The organism is Streptomyces sp. NBC_01142 (genome assembly GCF_026341125.1).
GTDB lineage: Bacteria > Actinomycetota > Actinomycetes > Streptomycetales > Streptomycetaceae > Streptomyces.
Map to the genome: position 1 here is coordinate 1,740,237 of NZ_JAPEOR010000002.1, position 17,825 is coordinate 1,758,061.

Sequence of the window (17,825 nt, forward strand, 5' to 3'; positions counted from 1 at the left end):
TTGAGCCCGGCAAGGTCACGGGCCGCCCGATCAGGGCTCCGGGCCACCGAGGCCACCATCCGGCCCCCGTAGCTCAGTGGATAGAGCAGGCGCCTTCTAAGCGCTTGGCCGCAGGTTCGAGTCCTGCCGGGGGCGCACATACTGCGAGGCCGATCGGCCCTCCTCACGGGAGGGCCTTTTTGCTGGTCAGGGAAGTGTAGCGAGGCGGCGGTAGCAGACGCGTAAGCACCGGACCGCTCTCAGTGATCACGAGGGGCGGCCCGGTGCCGCCCGGCTGCCACCGGGTTCCTGCGGGTGGCCCTGTCGCATACCTGTCGACGTTTCGCGGGGCGGTTCAGCGATCCTCCGCCAGGTCGGGGGAGCTCCCCCCGCCTCGGTCCACCTCTGGTGATCCTTGGGCAGACCAGAGATGCATCGGGCGTACGTGGCGAGCAGGACCGGCACGCTTGCCCGCCCATTTGGCGGCTTGTGCCGGCGGGATCCCCGCGTTGCGCCACGCCGTCAGGCAAGTGTCCCGCAGGTCGTACACGCGCTTGCCGAGCGGCGGGGCGAATTCCTCGGACGTCAGGGTTTCCTGTCGAGCATGCCGCCAGGCGCGCCGGAAGGCCGAGCCGGAGAACATGTTCGTTTGCCCTCCGGGGAGAGGAGGTCACCGGGCTTCAGCCCTGACCTGAGTGGCGCGGCAGCCACGGACGGGTCTTCGGCACCCGAGCCGTGGGCGCGCGGAATGCGAACCCGACTGCCGATGTTGTCGGATGGGTGAGCGATTCGTCCCCTCATGCCGCTTTGCCCCCGGTCGAGCGTGAGTCCGTCCGCCAGCGGCTGGCGGCCGAGAGTGCCGGCACGAGCGCGCAGATCGCGGCATTGAGCCGTGAATTCGACGGGATCGTCGAGGCGAATGCCCTGGTGGCGATCGATGACGAGCACGACCCGGAGGGGGCGAGCACCGCCTTCGAGCGGGCCCATGTCGCCGCGTTGCTGGCACAGGCGCGCGACCACCTGGCCGAGCTGGACCGGGCGCTGGAACGGCTGGAGCGAGGCGACTACGGGCGGTGCAAGGGGTGCGGCGAGCCGATCCCGGCGGAGCGTCTGGAGGTGCGCCCGGCGGCGAGCACCTGCGTGCGCTGTGCCGCGGCCGGCCCCCGCCGACCGGGGCGGGCTTAGGGGCGCACCGGCGGCGCAGGAACGCGGGAAACGCGGCAACGCCCAATGGGACACGCTCGGCACCTGGCAGCCACGTGGAACGCAAGCCGTGCCTGTCGGATGCGTGTCGAAGCGCCTTCCAACCCCTTGGCGGCAGGTGCGAGTCCTACCAAGGGCGCCCTTCCCGCACGATGATCTGCCCTCCCCCGCGGACGGCCTTCCCTGCACGTCAGTGGCGACGGGGCGACAAACCGCGGCACCCGGCAGCCGGCAGCCGGAGCGCCCCCGGTCGGTCGCGGGGGCGCTCCGGGACGGAGGGCCGGCAGGGCACTCCGGCGGGAGGCGGGGACGCGGGGGTGCGGGGAACAGCTCCGAGCCCGGTCCGGTGGCCGTCGCTACAGGCCCGCGGCCTTGCGCAGGGCTTCCACGCGGTCGGTGCGCTCCCAGGTGAAGTCCGGCAGCTCGCGGCCGAAGTGGCCGTACGCAGCCGTCTGCGCGTAGATCGGGCGCAGCAGGTCGAGGTCGCGGATGATCGCGGCCGGACGCAGGTCGAAGACCTCCGCGATGGCCTGCTCGATCTTGTCGACCTCCAGCGTGGCGGTGCCGAAGGTCTCCACGAAGAGTCCGACCGGCTCGGCCTTGCCGATGGCGTACGCGACCTGGACCTCGCAGCGCGAGGCCAGACCGGCCGCCACCACGTTCTTGGCGACCCAGCGCATGGCGTAGGCGGCCGAGCGGTCGACCTTGGACGGGTCCTTGCCCGAGAACGCGCCACCACCGTGGCGGGCCATGCCCCCGTACGTGTCAATAATGATCTTGCGGCCGGTCAGGCCGGCGTCACCCATCGGGCCGCCGATCTCGAAACGACCGGTCGGGTTGACCAGCAGCCGGTAGCCATCGGTGTCCAGCTTGATGCCGTCCTCGATCAGCTGCTTCAGCACGTGCTCGACAACGAACTCACGGATGTCGGGAGCCAGCAGCGAGTCCAGGTCGATGTCGGACGCGTGCTGCGAGGAGACGACGACGGTGTCCAGACGGACCGCCTTGTCACCGTCGTACTCGATGGTGACCTGCGTCTTGCCGTCCGGACGCAGATACGGGATGGTCCCGTTCTTGCGGACCTCCGACAGCCGGCGGGAGAGCCGGTGCGCCAGGTGGATCGGCAGCGGCATCAACTCGGGCGTCTCGTCACAGGCATAACCGAACATCAGGCCCTGGTCGCCCGCGCCCTGCTTGTCGAGCTCGTCCTCTCCCTCACCTGTGGCGGCACCCTCGACCCGCTTCTCGTACGCGGTGTCGACACCTTGCGCGATGTCCGCCGACTGCGCGCCGATCGACACCGAGACGCCGCACGAGGCGCCGTCGAAGCCCTTCTTCGAGGAGTCGTAACCGATCTCGAGGATCTTGTCGCGCACGAGCTTGGGGATCGGGGCGTACGCCTTGGTCGTCACCTCGCCCGCGATGTGCACCAGACCGGTGGTGATCAACGTCTCCACGGCGACCCGGGAGGTCGGGTCCTCCCGCAGAAGCGCGTCGAGAATCGTGTCGCTGATCTGGTCAGCGATCTTGTCGGGGTGACCCTCGGTCACGGACTCCGAGGTGAACAGGCGGCGACTCACCGTTACTTCTCCTAAGGGTGTGGCGAATGGTGCGGCCGAAGACAGAGCCGCGCCCGCCTCCGCCGCCCGGAGAGGGCGGAAGCGGGCGCGGACAGGACAACTCCTGGACGGGGCCCTGGTTCGGGCTCCAGGTTCGGGCTCCAGGATGGGGCTCCTGGATCAGGCGGAGTAGTCCTCCAACGTGCCCCGGCGCCTGACGTCGACCGAGACACAGTGGAAGCCGCCGCTGAGGGTGCGTGCCTGACGCATCTTCAAGGGAGCGACCTCGATGCCGCGCTTCTCGATCTCCTGGATGAGCGGGCCCTGCTGGTCGTTGATCACCGCAAGGTCCGGCCTGACCATGATGAAGTTCATGCCCTGCCAGATGGAGGCGCGCGGGTAGGACCAGGCGTAGCCGGTGTCCCCCATCTCTGGGGCCCAGATGATGTCCCAGTTCTTGAAGACGGGCGGGATCTGGTCCTCGCGGATGCGCTCCGGGTTCAGCACGACCAGACCGGGGCGTACGACCATGATCGTGGTGTCGATGTGGGTGCCTTCGTACGCACCACGGATGAAGTGCACGCGGTACTCGTCGCCCAGGATCTGCTGGAGCCACTGGCCGCCCAGCTCGTTCCCGCTGCACGAGACCAGATAGAGAATGTCCTTGCCGACGCGCATGACATTGGCGGCGTCGAAGACCGGTTCAAGGTTCGCGAGCGGCAGGCCGGACTCGGGGCGGACGTGGTAGGTGTCGTCCAGCAGGCGCGGCTTGGGCGCCGAGATCCACTTGGCGCCGCTCTTGAAGTAGTCGAGAAGAATCTCCTTGTACGCGAACGGCTCGAAGAACCGGGAGCGCAGCGCCATGGGAGTCTCGATAATGGTCTGCCCGATCGGCAGGATCACATCGCGGGGGCAGTAGTTGTACTCCCCGTCGGTCGACCAGTCGGGCGTGCCGAAGGACTTGGCGTGGTCCGTGATCGCCGGGCGGCGCACGGTCACGCCCTCGCCCTTGAGCAGATCGACGAAGGCTTCGAGGTCCTCATGCGCCTCGGTGACGACCTGCTGGTCGTAGGGACCTGTGGGTATCTCCTCCTGGGAGGCGTGGTTCTCGCAGTAGTCCAGCGCGAACAGTCCGGGATCCGGCGAGGGCACCCGGGCGTTCTCCGCGACTCCGACGATCATCTCTTCCAGCGGGTCCCACTCGTTGTGCGCGTTCACCAGTGACATGGGTGTTCCAGCCCTCTCGGTCGGTACGGCAACGTCTCAGTCGGTACGGCGGTACGGCGGCACAGCAGCCGCAGCGGCGGCAACAGCGGCAGCGGCAGCGGCGCTCAGTTCGGCAGTTCGATGGGCAGCGTGAGCCCTTCGTGGGCCTGTGTGCAGGCGCAGTCCCGGTTGCCGGGCAGGGAACCGATCACATGCAGCAGAAGCTTCCGGAGCTTTTCGATGTTCTTCCCGAAGGCCTCGAAGACCTCGGCCTGGCTCACTCCCTGGCCGGCCTCCGCGCCCGCGTCCAGATCGGTGACCAGCGCGATGGCGGTGTAGCACAGGGCGAGTTCACGGGCGAGGACCGCTTCCGGGTGCCCGGTCATGTTGACGATCGGCCAGCCCTGGCGGGCGTATGAGCGGGACTCGGCGCGCGTGGAGAAGCGCGGTCCCTCGATGACCACCATCGCTCCGCCGTCGATCACATCCGTCACACCGCTGTCCGCCGCGGTCTTGAGCACCGTCTCCCGGCCGGCCGCGCAGTACGGGTCGGCGAAGGGGACATGGACAGCCCCCTTGTCGAAGTACGTCTGGATCCGCCCCTGCGTACGGTCCACCAGCTGGTCCGGGACCAGGATCCGGCCGGGCCCGTAGTCGGGACGCAGAGACCCGACGGCGCAGGGGGCCAGCACCTGCCGGACGCCGACCGAGCGCAGCGCCCACAGGTTGGCCCGGTAGTTGATCCGATGGGGCGGCAAAGCGTGGTGGTGGCCGTGGCGCGGCAGGAAGGCGACGGAGCGTCCTGCCACCTCGGCGATCATCAGAGGGCTCGAGGGGTCTCCGTACGGGGTGCTCACCGGCACCTCGCGGGCGTCCTGCACAAGGGAGTAGAACCCGCTGCCTCCGATGACGCCGATCTCGGCCCGGACGGGTTCGGTTGCCTGGCTCATGCGTGTGTCTCCTGGGGGCGAGCGAGGAGGTCCACCCCGTCGAACGAGGGGACCGTGGAGTGGCGGTGGACGGCCGTGGCGAATCCGTCCGCGCGTTGGACCCCGAGCGTGTGCCACCCCGCCGTCCGCGCGGCGTCGAGTTCCGGCTCGCTGTCGGAGCAGAAGAGGATCTCCGCGGGCTCCGTCGCCGTCTGGGAGGCAATGGACGCGTACGAGGCGGGATCAGCCTTGGGGCCGGGGTTACGGGTGTCGAAGTGCCCGGAGAAGAAGTGCAGCAGGTCTCCACTGCCGGTGTGCCGGAACCAGTCCTGCTGGGCCAGCACCGAGCCGGAGGAGAAGACGTACAGGGTGGCGCCCTGCTCCTGCCACCTGGTCAGGGCGGGCAGGACATCGTCATAGACGTGCGAGGTGAGCTCGCCGGAGGCGTAACCGTGCTGCCAGATCAGCCCCTGGAGGGACTTGAGCGCCGGTTCCTTGACGTCGTCGTCGATCCAGCCGCGCAGCGCCTCGGCCAGCTCGTCCGCCGAGGCCTCGGGGCTGCCGATGCGCTTGCGGATCTCGGCGGCGATCTCGGCCACTTCGGGCAGCGGCTTGCTCAGCCAGGACTCCAGCCGCTGCCGTGAGTACGGAAAGAGATGGTCCCGGACGTACGAGAGCGAACTGGTCGTCCCCTCGATGTCCAGTACGACCGTACGGATCACCGCTCGGATCACCGTTCGGCCATGATCTGGTCGAGCGTCGGGAACCTCGAGGCGATCGAGTTCTCGACGAAGTCGCCGACCCAGCCGTCTTCCTTCTGGAAGAAGCGGACGGCGGTGAACTCGGGGACGGTTCCCATGTCGAACCAGTGCACCGTGCCGGCCGGCACCGACAGCAGATCACCCGCCTCGCAGACCACCGCGTGGATGCGGTCGCCGATGTGCAGATAGAAGCAGCCGCGGCCGGCCGGGAAGAAGCGGACCTCGTCCTCGGCGTGCCGGTGCTCCTCGAGGAAGCGGGACCGTGCGGCGTGGGCCTTCTCGGGCCACTCGGGGTCCTCGGGCGCCGGGCGCATCTGCACGACGTCGATGAACTCGTAGTCGTTGGAGGCGCTGACGGCGTCGATCTCGGACCGATAGGCCTGGAGGATCTCCTCCTGACCGGCGTCGTCGGCCAGGCCCCGGTCCGTGTTCCAGCGTTCGTAGTGGATGCCGGCCTCGGCGAGGTGCTTGGTGATCTCGGCCGGGTCCTCGGTGCTCAACAGGGTGCTGCTCGGGTCCTGTACGGGCATGGTCCGCAGCAGTGTCATGGTGTCCGGTCCTCTCGGTCAGGTCGTCAGGAGCAGCAGTTCGCAGATGCCTTCGAGGCATTCCAGCCGGTTGCGGGCGGCTTCCAGGGTGGGGCCCCAGACGGTGGCGCCGTGATGGGCGATCAGCAGGACGGGGGGCGGTGCGTCGGCGGCGGGCGTACCACCGGCCGCCGTTTCGGCGAAGGCGCTGTAGTGGGCCTCGACGTCGGAGCCGATCCGCGGCACGTCCGGCCAGTTGGGAAAGACCGGCACGGTGACCGAGGTGGGGTCTGCCAGTCCGAATCCCTTGATGAGTTCGAAGTCGGAGATACGGACGGAGGTCTCGCCCCGGCGTGCCGCCAGCGAGGCAACCGCCGTGGCGTGCGGCGCGTGCGCGTGGATGACCGCCTCGCACCCGGGGGCCGACCGGTACAGCGCCGTATGAATGGCGGTCTCGGCGGAGGGGCGCGGCCCGCCGGTGCGCAGCGGCTTCGAGGTCGACACCTCCACGGTCACGATGTCCTCGTCGGTCAACTCGCCCTTGGAACGCCCGCTCGCGGTCACGAGGGTCAGGTTCTTGTCGGCCGACGGCCTGGCGGAGAGGTTGCCCGAGGTGCCTTCCATCCAGCCGCGCCCGTACAGCGCGCGTGACATCGACACCAGGGCCGGCACCAAGGCTTCCTGGGCTTGCTGGGTTTCCTGATCGGTTGTGATTGCCACCGGGCCACTCCTCAGGATTCGGCGGGATGAAAACGGCCTGAACCCATCCGGGCCGCCGTCGGTCGCATGCAAGATCCTCGCAGTCGCCACTCAGACATTTACCAGGAATCGGCACACGCCGCACTGGCCAGTTGGTGCCATGGCCGTTATGGCCAGCATCGGCCGGGGAGATGGGGATGGCCGTGGACAGTCGGGCTTGACACTCTTCGCGACAGAACTACATGATTCAAGCTCTGAGACCGTCGGCGCAAATGGTGGTCGCGAATCCACATATTGCCGGAACACAGCCGGAACACACTTCACGCAAGGGAATAGGGTTCCGTGCAAGGAAAGGGAAAATTTTGACTGCCGTACCCCTGGTACAGGGATTCGCCGTCGGAGCCGGCCTGATCATCGCGATCGGCGCACAGAATGCCTTTGTGATCCGTCACGGACTGATGCGGAAGCATGTCCTGGCGGTGGCCGGCGTCAGCGCCATCTGCGACATCACGCTGATCGGCATCGGTGTGGCGGGCGTGGGTACGGCCATCGCGGCCAGCGCCACCGTGACGGCGATCGCGACCTGGGGCGGCGCGCTGTTCCTTCTTTTCTACGGCGTGAAGGCATTCCGATCCGCCGCCCAGGTGAAAAGCATGGACGTGGAGGCCACCGCACCGGTCGGGACTCTGCGCTCCACCGCTATTGCCGCCCTGGCGCTCAGCCTGCTGAATCCGCATGTATATCTTGACACCGTGGTGCTGGTCGGAAGCGTCGGCTCCCATTACGCCGGATTCGAGCGGTTCGCTTTCGGTATCGGAGCCATGATCGCATCGGCGGTATGGTTCTTCAGTCTCGCTTACGGAGCCACTCTGCTGGCTCCCTATTTCAAGAAGCCGCTGGCCTGGAAAATTCTGGATATCGCAGTCGGCTGCATGATGTGGGCGGTCGCTGCCGGGCTTCTGGTTTCTTACTTCAATGGATAACCCGTTGCCATTAAGGAGCTTTCCCCCTTGTCCCGGATTCTGATTGTCCAGAACAGTTCCACCGCGTCGGAGGGGGACATCGGGTCGGCGCTGCGGGAGGCCGGCGTGGAGTACGACGTCGTCCTTGCGCAGAAGGACCCGATACCCGACGGCCTCGGCCATGACGCCGTCATCGTCCTCGGCGGTGGTCAGCACGCGGCGGACGACGACCTCCACCCCTACCTGGCGCAGGAGAAGGAGCTGCTCCGGCGCGTGGTGGAGCGCGGACAGCCCTGTCTGGGCATATGCCTCGGCGCGCAGGTGCTGGCCCATGCCATGGGTGCCGTCATTCACCGGGGTACGCAGGTGAATTTCGGATTTCAGCCCGTACGTTTGACCGATGCGGGCACTCGTGACCCTCTGTTCTCCGGTCTGCCCGAGAAACAGCACATGTTCCAGTGGCACGCCGATTCGTTCGAACTCCCCGTGGGTGCCGAGTCCTTGGTGTACGCGGATTCGGGCTCGCCCCATCAGGCTTTCCGTATCGGCGCCCGCGCCTACGGCGTGCAGTATCACGTCGAAGTCGACGAACGGCTGCTTCAGGCCTGGCTCGGCGCGGCCGCGGACGCCCCTCCCGGTGAGGCCGTGGACGCCGCCGTCGTGGCCGCCGCCCGGGCCGACGTCCCCCGGCACTACCCCGCGTACCGGCATCAGGTTCGGACCCTGCTGGACAACTTCCTGTCCCTGTCGGGTTCCTGAGCCGGGTGGGTGCGTGGCCGGGGGACGGCAGCGGGAGCGCGGCCGGGAACTACATCGCGGCGGAGAACTACGTAGCGGGCGGGCCGCCGCCGTCGCGTTCGATGCTCTCGCGCAGCCGCCTGAGCTGCTGCTTGGCGGCATTCGCGTCGTTGTGCCCTGCACGGTCGGCGAGCCGGTGGGCGATGCGCTCGCGCTGCTCCCCGGGGCGGTGGTCGTCGTACTTGAACTTCGCCGCGACGGACGTGAGCTGTACGCGGATGCCCCGTATGACCGAGAGCTGACGTCCGTACGGCGGCGCTCCCGCGGCCACCTGCGCGTGCCCGCCCTCGGGCTGGTGGTGGGCCAGCTGGCGCGTCAGCAACTCCGCCTTCTCCGCGGGGTCGTCGACGATCTCGGCATCCCCCACCAGATGCACCGCGCTGTAGTACGCCGTCGGTACGCCGTTCTGCTCGGGCTCGCCGTCCTTGGCCCGCCAGCCGGAGGGAATGTAGGTGTAGTCGTCGATGACGCTGATCAGCACCGTGGGTGCGGCCTCCAGCGCCTTCCACACCGGATTCGCCCGGGCGAAGTGCAGCAGGACCGTGTCACCTTCGAGGAGAAAGTGGCTGGGGACGACCACCGGCGGCTCGCCCGGGGCGTTGTTCACCACGAGCTGCCCGAAGTCGCGTCCCTCGGACAGCCACTGGCGCCATTCCCCGTCGTGGAACGCGGCGTCCCAGGGATGGATCAGCATGAGACCTGCTCACTCGCCGCCGTGGTGACGAGCCGTACGGCGGTACGCACCTGCGGATCGGCCTCCCGGAACCCTTCGACGAGCGCCTGTCCCGCCCGCTCGAGCGCGGCGTCGTCCATCGGTCCGAGGGCGTCCAGGATGAACAGTGCCCGCGTGGTGCTGCCGGTCAGCTGTGTACGGGTGCACTGGCGCCAGTTCCAGCGCCGGCACGTGACCCCCAGGTCGTCGCGCCAGACCACTTCGCCCTTGTCCGGGGACTCCACGACCGCCTCGCCCTTCGCGCTGGTGTCGAAGGTCTCCTCGCCGGTGGCCCGGACCAGGCGGGCAGGCCCCTGGTAGTGGTCGAGGTCCTCGCCGCCGAGCGGCAGCACATGCGCGATGGAGACCGCGTTGTAGATGTCGGTGAGCCGGTTGATGCGGGGCAGCCCGTCGGCCAGCCTGCGCAGCAGCGCGTCCACGCTGGGCCGGGTGCGCTGGGGTTTCATCCCGGCAGCACGGAACGCCTCCCGCCAGGCGGCGACGTGCGGGTGCTCCTCGAGCGGAGTGTCCGCGAACAGGGCCCTGGCCGTGCGCTCGGCCTCGGCCAGCAGCCGCTCGCTGGTCTCGTCACTGGGGCCGGGGCGCAGTCCCTCGGCGACGACGAGCAGCGCACGGTAGTCGGGGCGCAGGGCCAGGACCTCCGGGGCGATCGTCGCTTGGGCGAGCCAGGCTTCGGGGCTGAGAGCGGGAGACGACACGTCACTCCTGGTGATGGTGGGGCAGCTGCTCCGTCACTGTATCGAACGGCCGTGAGCCGGACGGGACGCGTACGGGCAGGGGGACTCGGTGTGTTTCCGTGGCCTCAGTACGTGAAAACCCCTGTGGTGCAGGTCTGTTGATTGGTTCCGTAGTTGACGATGGCACCGGAGTCCACGGGCGAGGCCCGCACATCGGTCCCGGCATAACCCGCAGGAGTGACGAACACCCCCCAGGTCGCGATCCAGTCGGTCACAGCGGCCGTCCGCGGATCCACGACCGGCTCGGCGCGGGGCGTCACCCGCTTCTGCACGATGTAGTGGTCCTTGAGGCAGTCCCGCAGGGCCGACTCCCACTCGTGGGGGCTCAGCTCCCAGCCGACGAGGATGCCGGTGCCTCCGAAGTCCCGCAGTGGCTTCACGATGAGTTCGGTGCGGTGCTCGATGCAGTGGTCGACCAGGTCGACCGTCTCCGTACCGACGCGGGCCGGTCCGTCGGCCAGCAGCCGCGTCCACGGCAGGAGCCGGTCGACGGCCTGCCGTTCCGCATCGGTGAGTACGGCGCTGGTTTCCCGGTCTTCCCGGTGGTCCGGGTAGTACGGGTGGTCCGGGTCGGACAGCAGGGACAGGGCGCCCTTGTTGGAGTAGAGGGAGCTGTCCATGGGGGTCCACAGGACCGCCCGGCCCTCCTCGTGCGCCCGGAGGATCAGCTCCGCCCGCCGTGCGGCGTAGGGGTCCGCGCAGATGTCGTCGACGGTGAAGAACCGGAAGACGGCGTCGACGGACTCGCCCGCCACCAGCAGTCCGCCCGCGCGCTCTTCGACGTCGTCGAGCTCCGACAGCCTGATCGGCAGGCCGAGACGCAGCAGCATTTCCCGGAACGCCAGCAGAAGGTGCCGGAATCTCGCCAGGCCTCCCCGCGCACACACCAGAGCGACCCGTGGCGTGCGCTCCCCGGTGATCGGCCGGCAGGCGGCGCGCAGCGCTCGTACGATCTCCTCCCCCGTGTGGACGTAGCCGAGCCCGTGCCGGTCCGCGAAGTCGCCGAAGGGCGGGGTGTGCAACAGGGACCGCTGCATCTCGGCCCGGTCGGTGCCGCCCAGATCGCTGGCGACGTTGAACTCCAGCAGCTTGAAGCCGGTGCCGTCGTGATACAGGTCGGCGCGTCCGTAGCGGACCGGTTCTGCGGTGGCGAACCGCCGGAGCACGGCGGCCCTTTCGGGGTCGATGCCGAGCAGCGAGCAGTAGCGGTCCAGGTCCCCGCCGAAGAGCCGGAAGGGGAGCGAGCCGAGGATGCCGAAGACCGTCTCGATGTCCTGGGCGGCAGCGGCGAGTTCCTGCTCCGGTACGAACAGAGGTCGGGCCAGCATCCGCGGGCCCCAGCACTCCTGGAAGGCCGGCGGGAATTGCGTACGGCTCACCACGTCGCGCAGGCCGCTGTCCGTGGACAGGCATTCCTGGAGATAGGCCTCGGTGACGCTCACTTCGTCACCGCCCCTGCGGACACCAGCCGCTGGAAGGGCAGCACCGTGACGAACGGCCTCACCAGGGGTGGGACTTCGGGAAAGGGCATGTCTGATTCCTCGTCGTCGCTGCTGATGAGCACCCGTACGCCGCGGGAGCGCAGCAGATCGGCCTGCCGGTCCGCCTGCCGTCCCGCAGGCCCCGGTGGTCTGATGAGACAGACGGCCGTGGTGAATCCGCAGGCCTCCGGGACGGCGTGCGGGACCGCGTCGAGGTGGATTCCCTCCGCCCAGCGGTACGTGCCGTGCCTGATGTTCTCGGCGACCTCGGCGGCGGTGTGCGCATCGAGTCCGCTGCCCGCGACGATCAGCGGGGCCGGGTGGCCCTGCATGCCGTGCCCCGGCGCAAGCGCGTGGACGGCGCCGTCGGACGGCGGGAGGCCCGGAGTGCGGCGCAGCGCGTCGGCGACCGTACGCAGAGCGGACGTCAGCTCCTGTGCCGCGCCGCCCCCCAGGCTCGCGGCGATCATCTGCGCCAGTACGGTCAGTTCCACGGCGCGCGCGAGGGCTCGCCCGCCCCTGCCCCTGCCCCCGCCGAGAGCGATGCCGCCCTGCACACCGTGGTCGGCGACCACGAACCCGGCCGCGGCCCGCAGCCCGGCGGGCAGCTCCTCGGGGGTTCCCGAGTGCACCAGCACCAGCTGGTCGGCGGCGTGGAGCGGCTCCTCCGCCGACAGGGTGTGCGCGGGCAGCACCACGGGGCGTACGCGTCCTGCGCTGAGGAGCCGGGCCCAGGCCGCCGCGGTGTGGCAGGAGTGCAGCGAGGGCCCGGCGCCCGCCAGGACGATCGGACGGGATGTGTCCAGGGCGGGCGCCTCGTCCCGCTTCAGCAGTGCGGTGACCGCGTCGGCCTGACCGTGGACGGCACGGGCGAACGCGGAGTCCGTGTCCGGCAGACATGCGGCCGCCGGCGTACCCGCGTCCCCCGCCCCCGGGCTGCCGTAGCGCGCCCGGTTGGCGGGGAAGCCACGCTGGTAGAGCGCGAGATCGACCAGGCTCCCGCGCTTGTATCCGATGTCGTTGAGGACGCCGGTGTACGTGTATCCGGCGTGGGTGAACAGACGTCTCGACCTGGTGTTGTCCGAGGTGATGACCGCCAGGACACCGGTGAACCCGGTGTCCTCGGCATGCCGGGTCAGCCAGCCGCACAGCGCCGTACCCACCCCGACGCCCTGGAACCGGGGATCCACGTAGACGGAGATCTCGGCGCTGGCCCGGTAGCCGCCGCGCGAGGCGAACTGGCTCAGCGAGCCGTAGCCGACGAGCCTGCCGTCGATGTCGGCCGCGACCGCCGGGTACCGGTCGCCGTGGTGGTCCAGCCACTGGAGCATCTGGCCGGGGGTCTTCTCCTCCGTGTCCAGGGTGGAGTTGGACCGGCGCACCGCGTGGTTGTAGATCTCCCGTACCGCGGTGAGATCCTCGGCTTCCAGCCGGCGGATCAGCGTGCGCTGACTGCTCATGAACACCAGGTCGCCGTTCGTCTAACCCTTGTCCGAGCGGCGGTAGACGCCCACGCCCTCGGTCGTCGGGTACACCGCGTGCACGTCGTAGTACTCGTCCAGGTGGCTGTGGAAGCCCGCGTACTGCGCTTCGTTGTTCGCTATCCGGCCGGCGAAGTAGCGGTTGTCCGTGAGGTTCTGGAGCAGCATGTTGTGCGCCAGGAGGACTCCGCCGGGACGGATGGCCCTGCTGGTGGTCTGCATGATCGGCTCGTATATGGCCTTGTCCCGCAGCAGCGGGTCCTCGGCGTCCTTGGGGCCCTCGGCGTCCAGGACGCAGAAGTCGATCCGGTCGAGCGTGCGGCCGAAGGCGATGGCGTCCTCCGTCACGTAGTCGACGCCCTTGTTCAGCCCCAGGGCCTCCAGGTTGTCCCTCGCCCGCTGCATCGTGCTCGTGTTGATGTCGATCAGCGTGGCGCTGCCCCCGGCCGCGATGATGCCGGGCATCGCCCACACCGCCCAGTAGCCGTAGTACGAGCCGGGGAAGACCGTGCGGCGCGGCTCCAGGATGTGCGCGAGTGCGAAGAGCAGACGCGCCTCCTCCGGGAAGATGTAGGTGTTGTGCGGGCCGTGCCGGAAGGTGGTGGCGACGGCGGCGCTCAGCGTCGCGAACTCGTCGGCCGGGTAGGCCGTCGAGCCGATCACTCCGGCGTCGCTGAGCTCTTCGAGGATCCGCTCGGTGTAGGCCCACTCGTTGACCGGCAGCCGACTGGAGAGGTTGAACTGGTCGTCGTTCAGGCCGGTTTCGGACGGTGACACCGTGCCGGATCCGACCCAGGCGCAGTAGTCGGTCCGGCTGAGCTCGCCGCGCCGGAACGCGCGGTACTCGGGGAAGCGCGAGAGCGCCTCGTCGATGAGAACATGGGCCGGTCCGCCGAGCGAGACGTCCGGAGTGGTGAGAGTCACCTGGTTGTCCTTTCCTTGGGATCCTGCTGGATGTGCACAACATCTGACGGAACATCTGACGGGACTTCTGGCCGCACACCGGGCGGTACACCCGGCGGTACATCCGACCGCGGTGCGTTCCCCGGCTCCCCTCGCCCGGCCGAGGCCCCCCACGTACGGCCGATCACGGTGACCGCCATCGCGCAGGCCGCCAGTGCCCACCACAGGCCGGTCGCCGAGTGGTCGAGGAAGAGCGTCACCATCAGCGGGGTCACCGCGTTGGCAAGGCCGATGAACATCTGGTTGAAGGCGAGGAAGGAGCCGCGCCGGTGCTCGGGCGCGATCGAGGTGAGAAGGACGAGCAGGGAGTGCGAGGAGATGAGTTCGCCCAGCGTGTACAGCGCCATGCCGCACAGCAGGAGACCCACCTGCGTCCCGGCGCCGAATCCGCCCGCGATACCCAGGGCCGCCAGCAGACCGATGTGCAGTACGGCCCCGATCGCCACCAGCGCTCCGGGCCGGTACTTCTCCAGGCGGTACGCGACCGGCACCTGGCACACCGCGAGCAGCACGGTGTTCATGGCGAACAGCACGCCGATCAGCCACGGCCCCGTGTCGAGGTGTCGCATCAGGTAGACCGGCATGGCGGACTCGACCGCGATGGCGATCATCCACAGTCCGGCTCCGGCCGCCACGACGGCGCGGAACTTTCCGTGCCGCCAGGGCTTGTCGGCCGCCACGTTCCGCTCACGTGCCGGAGCGGGTGTGCTCCGCCCGGCGGCGAGCGGCAGATAGAGCAGCGTGGCCACGGCGATGCACACGGCGTTCACGGCGCCCACGGTGGCGAGGTCGTCCGACCGGCCCGAGGCGGCAAGCCCGGCCAGCAGCGCGCCGCAGCCGAAGCCCGCGTTGAACATGGAGCGGGACAGGGCCAGCCATCGCCCCTGCTGTCCTTCGCCCGCCAGCGTGCTCGCCAGCACCGGGGACGCGGTCTGCTCCGTACGCAGGCTCAGTGCGACGACGACGCTCAGCGCGACGAACTCCCAGAACCGGCCGACGAAGAGGTAGAGCGCGAAGGCGGCGGCCCGCATCAACGCGGCTCCGAACAGCACCCATTTGGGCCCGAACCGGTCGATGAGCCTGCCGATCAGCGGCAGCGCGGGCAACGCGATCAGCGCGGCGATGGTCAGCCCGACCCCGATGCGGGAGAGGGAGAAGCCGAGCTCCGCCTGGAAGAAGAGCAGCGAGAAAGGGTAGTAGGCGCCCGTGCCGACGGCGTTGACGAGGCACGCCGCCCCGAACCACCGCACGCCTTTCCCGCGCGGAAGGGAGGCGCCGAGACCCTTCACCGGGAAGCGCCGGCCCGGACGGCCGCGCCCGCCCGGACAGTGGCCCCGGCGGCGCCACCGGTCGCGGAGGTCGTGTCCGTGCTCACCCGGGCCGTGAGCTGGAGCAGCGCCGTATCGGCCCACCGCGCGGCCTCGGCCGGAGTATCGGCACGTACGACGAGATGGCCGAGGACGTCCGCGTTGCTCCGGGCGCGCTGCACCCGGTCCCCGGGCTGCACGTAGATGTCCAGGTCGCATACCCCGGGCAGCCGCCCGACCAGTTCCCTGCCGTCCACCGCGCTCAGCACTCCGCCGTCCAGGGCCGTCAGATAGCGGGAGGCCGAGGCACGCTGCGCCACCGGACTCAGTTCGGGGTCGAGTCCCGTGTGCATCCGGATGACCTCCCTCTGGAGATCGATTCCGGTGGCTTCCTTGATGTTCCGGCCGACCTGGGCGCCGCCCATGCGGGCGTTGATCTCGATCAGCTTCGGTCCTTCGGCGGTCATCTTGATCTCCACATGGGAGGCGCCGAAGTCGTGCCCGATGGCGTGCAGCGCGTCCAGTGCGACCGCGGTCGCCGCTTCCTGCAGAGGGGCGGGGAGCTGGGAGGGGAAGGTCTCGCCGGTCTCCACGAAACTCGGGTGCGGGCCGAGCGTCTTGTCGGTGAGGCCGAGGACCCGCGGTCCCGTCGCGGTGGTGACCACCTCCACACTCACCTCGTAGCCCGTGAGGTACTCCTCGACGAGTACGCCGGCGGGGCGGGGCAGGCCGCGCAGGTCGGTGGGGGCGGCGCTCAGCACGTCGTAGTGCGCCGCGACCTCCTCCGCCGTACGGCACAGCCGTACGCCGATGCTGGCGGCCTCCGTCATCGGCTTGACGACACACGGGAAGCCGGTCTCCCGGGCGAACGCGACGGCCTCGTCCCGTGACAGGACCTGGGCATGGCGCGGCGCGGGGACACCCGCCCGGGCGCATGCCTCGCGGGTGCGCAGCTTGTTGCGGGCGGCGTGCGCCGCCTCGGGGGCGAGACCCGGCAGCCCGAACGTGCGGGCGACCTCGGCGACCACGGCGACGTAGTAGTCGATGACCGCGAGGACGCCGCACAGCTCGCCGCGTTCCTGGTAGCCCTGCAGCGCCGTGCACACCGCCGCGCTGTCGCGGGTGTCGGCGTACACGATCTCGTGGGTGGTGTCCTCGATGACCGCGCGGGAGCTGTCCGAGACGGCGTACCGGCTGAGGTCGTCGGTGACGAGGACCGGCCGGAAGCCCAGCTCCTTGGCGAGGAGCAACGGCCCCAGTCCGTACGCTCCACGGCCTGTCTCCACGATGGCGAGCACGGACCGGTCAGTCATGGGGAGTCCCCTCCGGCTGCAGCCGCAGCACATACGCGAATTGGTCCTCGGCGACACAGCCCCGGGAGCGCTTGGCTTCCTCGCTGCCCAGGCCGTAGTGGATGGTGGTGATGCCGGACGCGGCCGCCATCTCCACCGGGAAGTAGTACAAAGTCTCGAAATAGAGGGCGAGCTTCTGCTGGTAGCCGTAGTCGAATCCGGCCTGCCGGGCGTACCAGTGGTCACGGAAGCGGAGCATCGTGCCGAATCCGCGGATCTGTCCGTCCCCGATCGCGAGCATCACCACGGCGTCACCCCCGAAGTGGGTGACCGTCTCCCGCAGGACCTCTTCGGTCTGGGCGGCCGTCCAGGCAATGCCGTACTTGGCCATCAGCTGCTCCTCCAGCACGCCCAGCCGCGGGATCAGCTCAGTGGTGAGCGGCTCCGTCCGCATCTCGACCCCGGCCTCCACCAGCCGCCGGCGCTCGGTGCGCACCCTGCGCTGCCGCTTGGACGAGAGCCGGCGGAGATAGCCGTCGAAGCCTTCCGGTGTCACCGGCAGAGAGCTGTAGCGGCCCGAGAGGTGCGCGCGGTAGCCACGGTCGGCGAGCACCTCGCGCAACACGCTGTCGCCGCCCTCCACGAAGGGGAAGGCCACCGACGCGGCCGCGTGTTCCGCGGCGATCTCCTCGGCCCGGGCGACCAGTTCCCCGACCGCGGCACGGCCGGCGGCAGGGCTGCGCAGTACGCGGCTCCGCCCCATGTGCCGTCCGCCGCACACCAGGCTCGGCAGCAGGGTGTCGGCGGGCGTCCCCGGCAGCTCGGCCAACAGCTCGGCGGCCCCTTCCCGGCCCGCCTCCGCGCTGAACTGCAGCAGGGTGTCGGGGCGGCCGAGCACCCAGGGGGACTTCTCGGTCGCCAGGGCCGTCGCGAGCGCGGCGGCCGGGGCCGCGTCCGGCCCGTCACCGTCGAGGCGCGCGAGATAGCGCATCGGGGAGCCGGCCGTGCGCTGCGCGACCCGCAGCCAGTTGCCGCCGAGGAAGAGGTCCTCGGAACGCAGCAGGTCCTCCCAGCCGAGAGCGAGCGCATCGTCCACTCGGGTCGTTTCTCGCAGGGCGCGCTCCACAGTCATGAAGAGGATCTTTCTGTCCGTGACACAGCCCGGTCCACCGCTCCGGCTGGCCGTCTGCTGCCGCGTCCGCACGCGG

The 17,825-nt window shown here is 69.5% G+C and carries 17 protein-coding genes and 1 tRNA gene; 4 read left to right on the plus strand and 14 right to left on the minus strand.

Translation table 11 applies throughout. The annotated features are described in order from the left end of the window. The first annotated feature begins 62 nt into the window (after positions 1 to 62). Positions 63 to 135 (plus strand) — tRNA-Arg (locus tag OG883_RS25350). Positions 136 to 759: 624 nt separating this feature from the next. Further along, entirely contained in the window at positions 760 to 1,164 is a 405-nt protein-coding gene (locus tag OG883_RS25355) for a TraR/DksA C4-type zinc finger protein (RefSeq protein ID WP_266545072.1), read from the plus strand. 374 nt (positions 1,165 to 1,538) lie between these two features. Here the strand turns inward: OG883_RS25355 and metK are convergent, their stop codons facing one another. The 6 genes from metK to mtnB form a co-directional block, all read right to left on the minus strand. After that, positions 1,539 to 2,762 (minus strand): methionine adenosyltransferase, encoded by a 1,224-nt coding sequence (gene metK / locus OG883_RS25360; protein ID WP_266545073.1) that lies wholly within the window; start codon positions 2,760 to 2,762, stop codon positions 1,539 to 1,541. Between the two features lie 159 nt (positions 2,763 to 2,921). Beyond that, a complete protein-coding gene (locus OG883_RS25365; protein ID WP_266545076.1) occupies positions 2,922 to 3,968 on the minus strand; it encodes an inosamine-phosphate amidinotransferase 1 in 1,047 nt (348 codons plus the stop codon). A 104-nt stretch (positions 3,969 to 4,072) separates the two neighbouring features. Then, positions 4,073 to 4,897: an S-methyl-5'-thioadenosine phosphorylase gene (locus tag OG883_RS25370; protein ID WP_266545079.1), complete on the minus strand. Its 825-nt coding sequence runs from the start codon at positions 4,895 to 4,897 to the stop codon at positions 4,073 to 4,075. Further along, positions 4,894 to 5,610: an acireductone synthase gene (mtnC, locus tag OG883_RS25375; protein ID WP_266545081.1), complete on the minus strand. Its 717-nt coding sequence runs from the start codon at positions 5,608 to 5,610 to the stop codon at positions 4,894 to 4,896. Before mtnC ends, OG883_RS25370 begins: the two co-directional genes overlap by 4 nt. Beyond that, positions 5,607 to 6,185, minus strand: coding sequence for an acireductone dioxygenase (locus OG883_RS25380; protein ID WP_266545084.1), 579 nt, complete (start codon positions 6,183 to 6,185; stop codon positions 5,607 to 5,609). The genes mtnC and OG883_RS25380 overlap by 4 nt, the downstream gene beginning before the upstream one ends. Before the next feature lie 18 nt (positions 6,186 to 6,203). Then, the gene (gene mtnB, locus OG883_RS25385; protein WP_266545087.1) at positions 6,204 to 6,884 is read right to left on the minus strand and encodes a methylthioribulose 1-phosphate dehydratase; all 681 of its coding nucleotides are present in this window, start codon (positions 6,882 to 6,884) and stop codon (positions 6,204 to 6,206) included. Positions 6,885 to 7,135: 251 nt separating this feature from the next. Between mtnB and OG883_RS25390 the strand changes: the two genes are divergently transcribed. Then, positions 7,136 to 7,846: a LysE/ArgO family amino acid transporter gene (locus OG883_RS25390; RefSeq protein WP_266545090.1), complete on the plus strand. Its 711-nt coding sequence runs from the start codon at positions 7,136 to 7,138 to the stop codon at positions 7,844 to 7,846. A 27-nt stretch (positions 7,847 to 7,873) separates the two neighbouring features. Further along, positions 7,874 to 8,584, plus strand: a complete 711-nt coding sequence (locus tag OG883_RS25395; protein WP_266545093.1) for a type 1 glutamine amidotransferase — start codon at positions 7,874 to 7,876, stop codon at positions 8,582 to 8,584. Positions 8,585 to 8,651: 67 nt separating this feature from the next. On the opposite strand, the gene OG883_RS25400 is transcribed toward OG883_RS25395, so the two are convergent. The 8 genes from OG883_RS25400 to OG883_RS25435 all read right to left on the minus strand — a co-directional run bounded on the left by OG883_RS25400 (position 8,652) and on the right by OG883_RS25435 (position 17,749). After that, positions 8,652 to 9,317 (minus strand): FMN-binding negative transcriptional regulator, encoded by a 666-nt coding sequence (locus OG883_RS25400; protein WP_266545096.1) that lies wholly within the window; start codon positions 9,315 to 9,317, stop codon positions 8,652 to 8,654. Continuing rightward, positions 9,311 to 10,054 (minus strand): B3/4 domain-containing protein, encoded by a 744-nt coding sequence (locus OG883_RS25405; RefSeq protein ID WP_266545098.1) that lies wholly within the window; start codon positions 10,052 to 10,054, stop codon positions 9,311 to 9,313. Before OG883_RS25405 ends, OG883_RS25400 begins: the two co-directional genes overlap by 7 nt. A 104-nt stretch (positions 10,055 to 10,158) precedes the next feature. Continuing rightward, entirely contained in the window at positions 10,159 to 11,535 is a 1,377-nt protein-coding gene (locus OG883_RS25410) for a hypothetical protein (protein ID WP_266545100.1), read from the minus strand. Then, positions 11,532 to 13,034 (minus strand): GNAT family N-acetyltransferase, encoded by a 1,503-nt coding sequence (locus OG883_RS25415; RefSeq protein WP_266545102.1) that lies wholly within the window; start codon positions 13,032 to 13,034, stop codon positions 11,532 to 11,534. The genes OG883_RS25410 and OG883_RS25415 overlap by 4 nt, the downstream gene beginning before the upstream one ends. Positions 13,035 to 13,055: 21 nt before the next feature. After that, positions 13,056 to 13,979: an O-methyltransferase gene (locus tag OG883_RS25420; RefSeq protein ID WP_266545104.1), complete on the minus strand. Its 924-nt coding sequence runs from the start codon at positions 13,977 to 13,979 to the stop codon at positions 13,056 to 13,058. After that, positions 13,976 to 15,268 carry an MFS transporter gene (locus OG883_RS25425; RefSeq protein WP_266545106.1) on the minus strand — a complete coding sequence of 431 codons (1,293 nt, stop codon included), beginning with the start codon at positions 15,266 to 15,268 and terminating at the stop codon, positions 13,976 to 13,978. The genes OG883_RS25420 and OG883_RS25425 overlap by 4 nt, the downstream gene beginning before the upstream one ends. A gap of 35 nt (positions 15,269 to 15,303) precedes the next feature. Further along, positions 15,304 to 16,638 carry an ATP-grasp domain-containing protein gene (locus OG883_RS25430; RefSeq protein ID WP_266545109.1) on the minus strand — a complete coding sequence of 445 codons (1,335 nt, stop codon included), beginning with the start codon at positions 16,636 to 16,638 and terminating at the stop codon, positions 15,304 to 15,306. Continuing rightward, entirely contained in the window at positions 16,631 to 17,749 is a 1,119-nt protein-coding gene (locus OG883_RS25435; protein ID WP_266545110.1) for a GNAT family N-acetyltransferase, read from the minus strand. Before OG883_RS25435 ends, OG883_RS25430 begins: the two co-directional genes overlap by 8 nt. Positions 17,750 to 17,825 lie beyond the last annotated feature (76 nt).

Coding starts and splice junctions, on each gene's coding strand:
- OG883_RS25390 (WP_266545090.1), top strand. CDS start 7,136: ATGGTGGTCGCGAATCCACATATTGCCGGAACACAGCCGGAACACACT.
- OG883_RS25435 (WP_266545110.1), bottom strand. CDS start 17,749: ATGACTGTGGAGCGCGCCCTGCGAGAAACGACCCGAGTGGACGATGCG.
- OG883_RS25370 (WP_266545079.1), bottom strand. CDS start 4,897: ATGAGCCAGGCAACCGAACCCGTCCGGGCCGAGATCGGCGTCATCGGA.
- OG883_RS25415 (WP_266545102.1), bottom strand. CDS start 13,034: ATGAGCAGTCAGCGCACGCTGATCCGCCGGCTGGAAGCCGAGGATCTC.
- OG883_RS25365 (WP_266545076.1), bottom strand. CDS start 3,968: ATGTCACTGGTGAACGCGCACAACGAGTGGGACCCGCTGGAAGAGATG.
- OG883_RS25380 (WP_266545084.1), bottom strand. CDS start 6,185: ATGACACTGCTGCGGACCATGCCCGTACAGGACCCGAGCAGCACCCTG.
- OG883_RS25400 (WP_266545096.1), bottom strand. CDS start 9,317: ATGCTGATCCATCCCTGGGACGCCGCGTTCCACGACGGGGAATGGCGC.
- OG883_RS25430 (WP_266545109.1), bottom strand. CDS start 16,638: ATGACTGACCGGTCCGTGCTCGCCATCGTGGAGACAGGCCGTGGAGCG.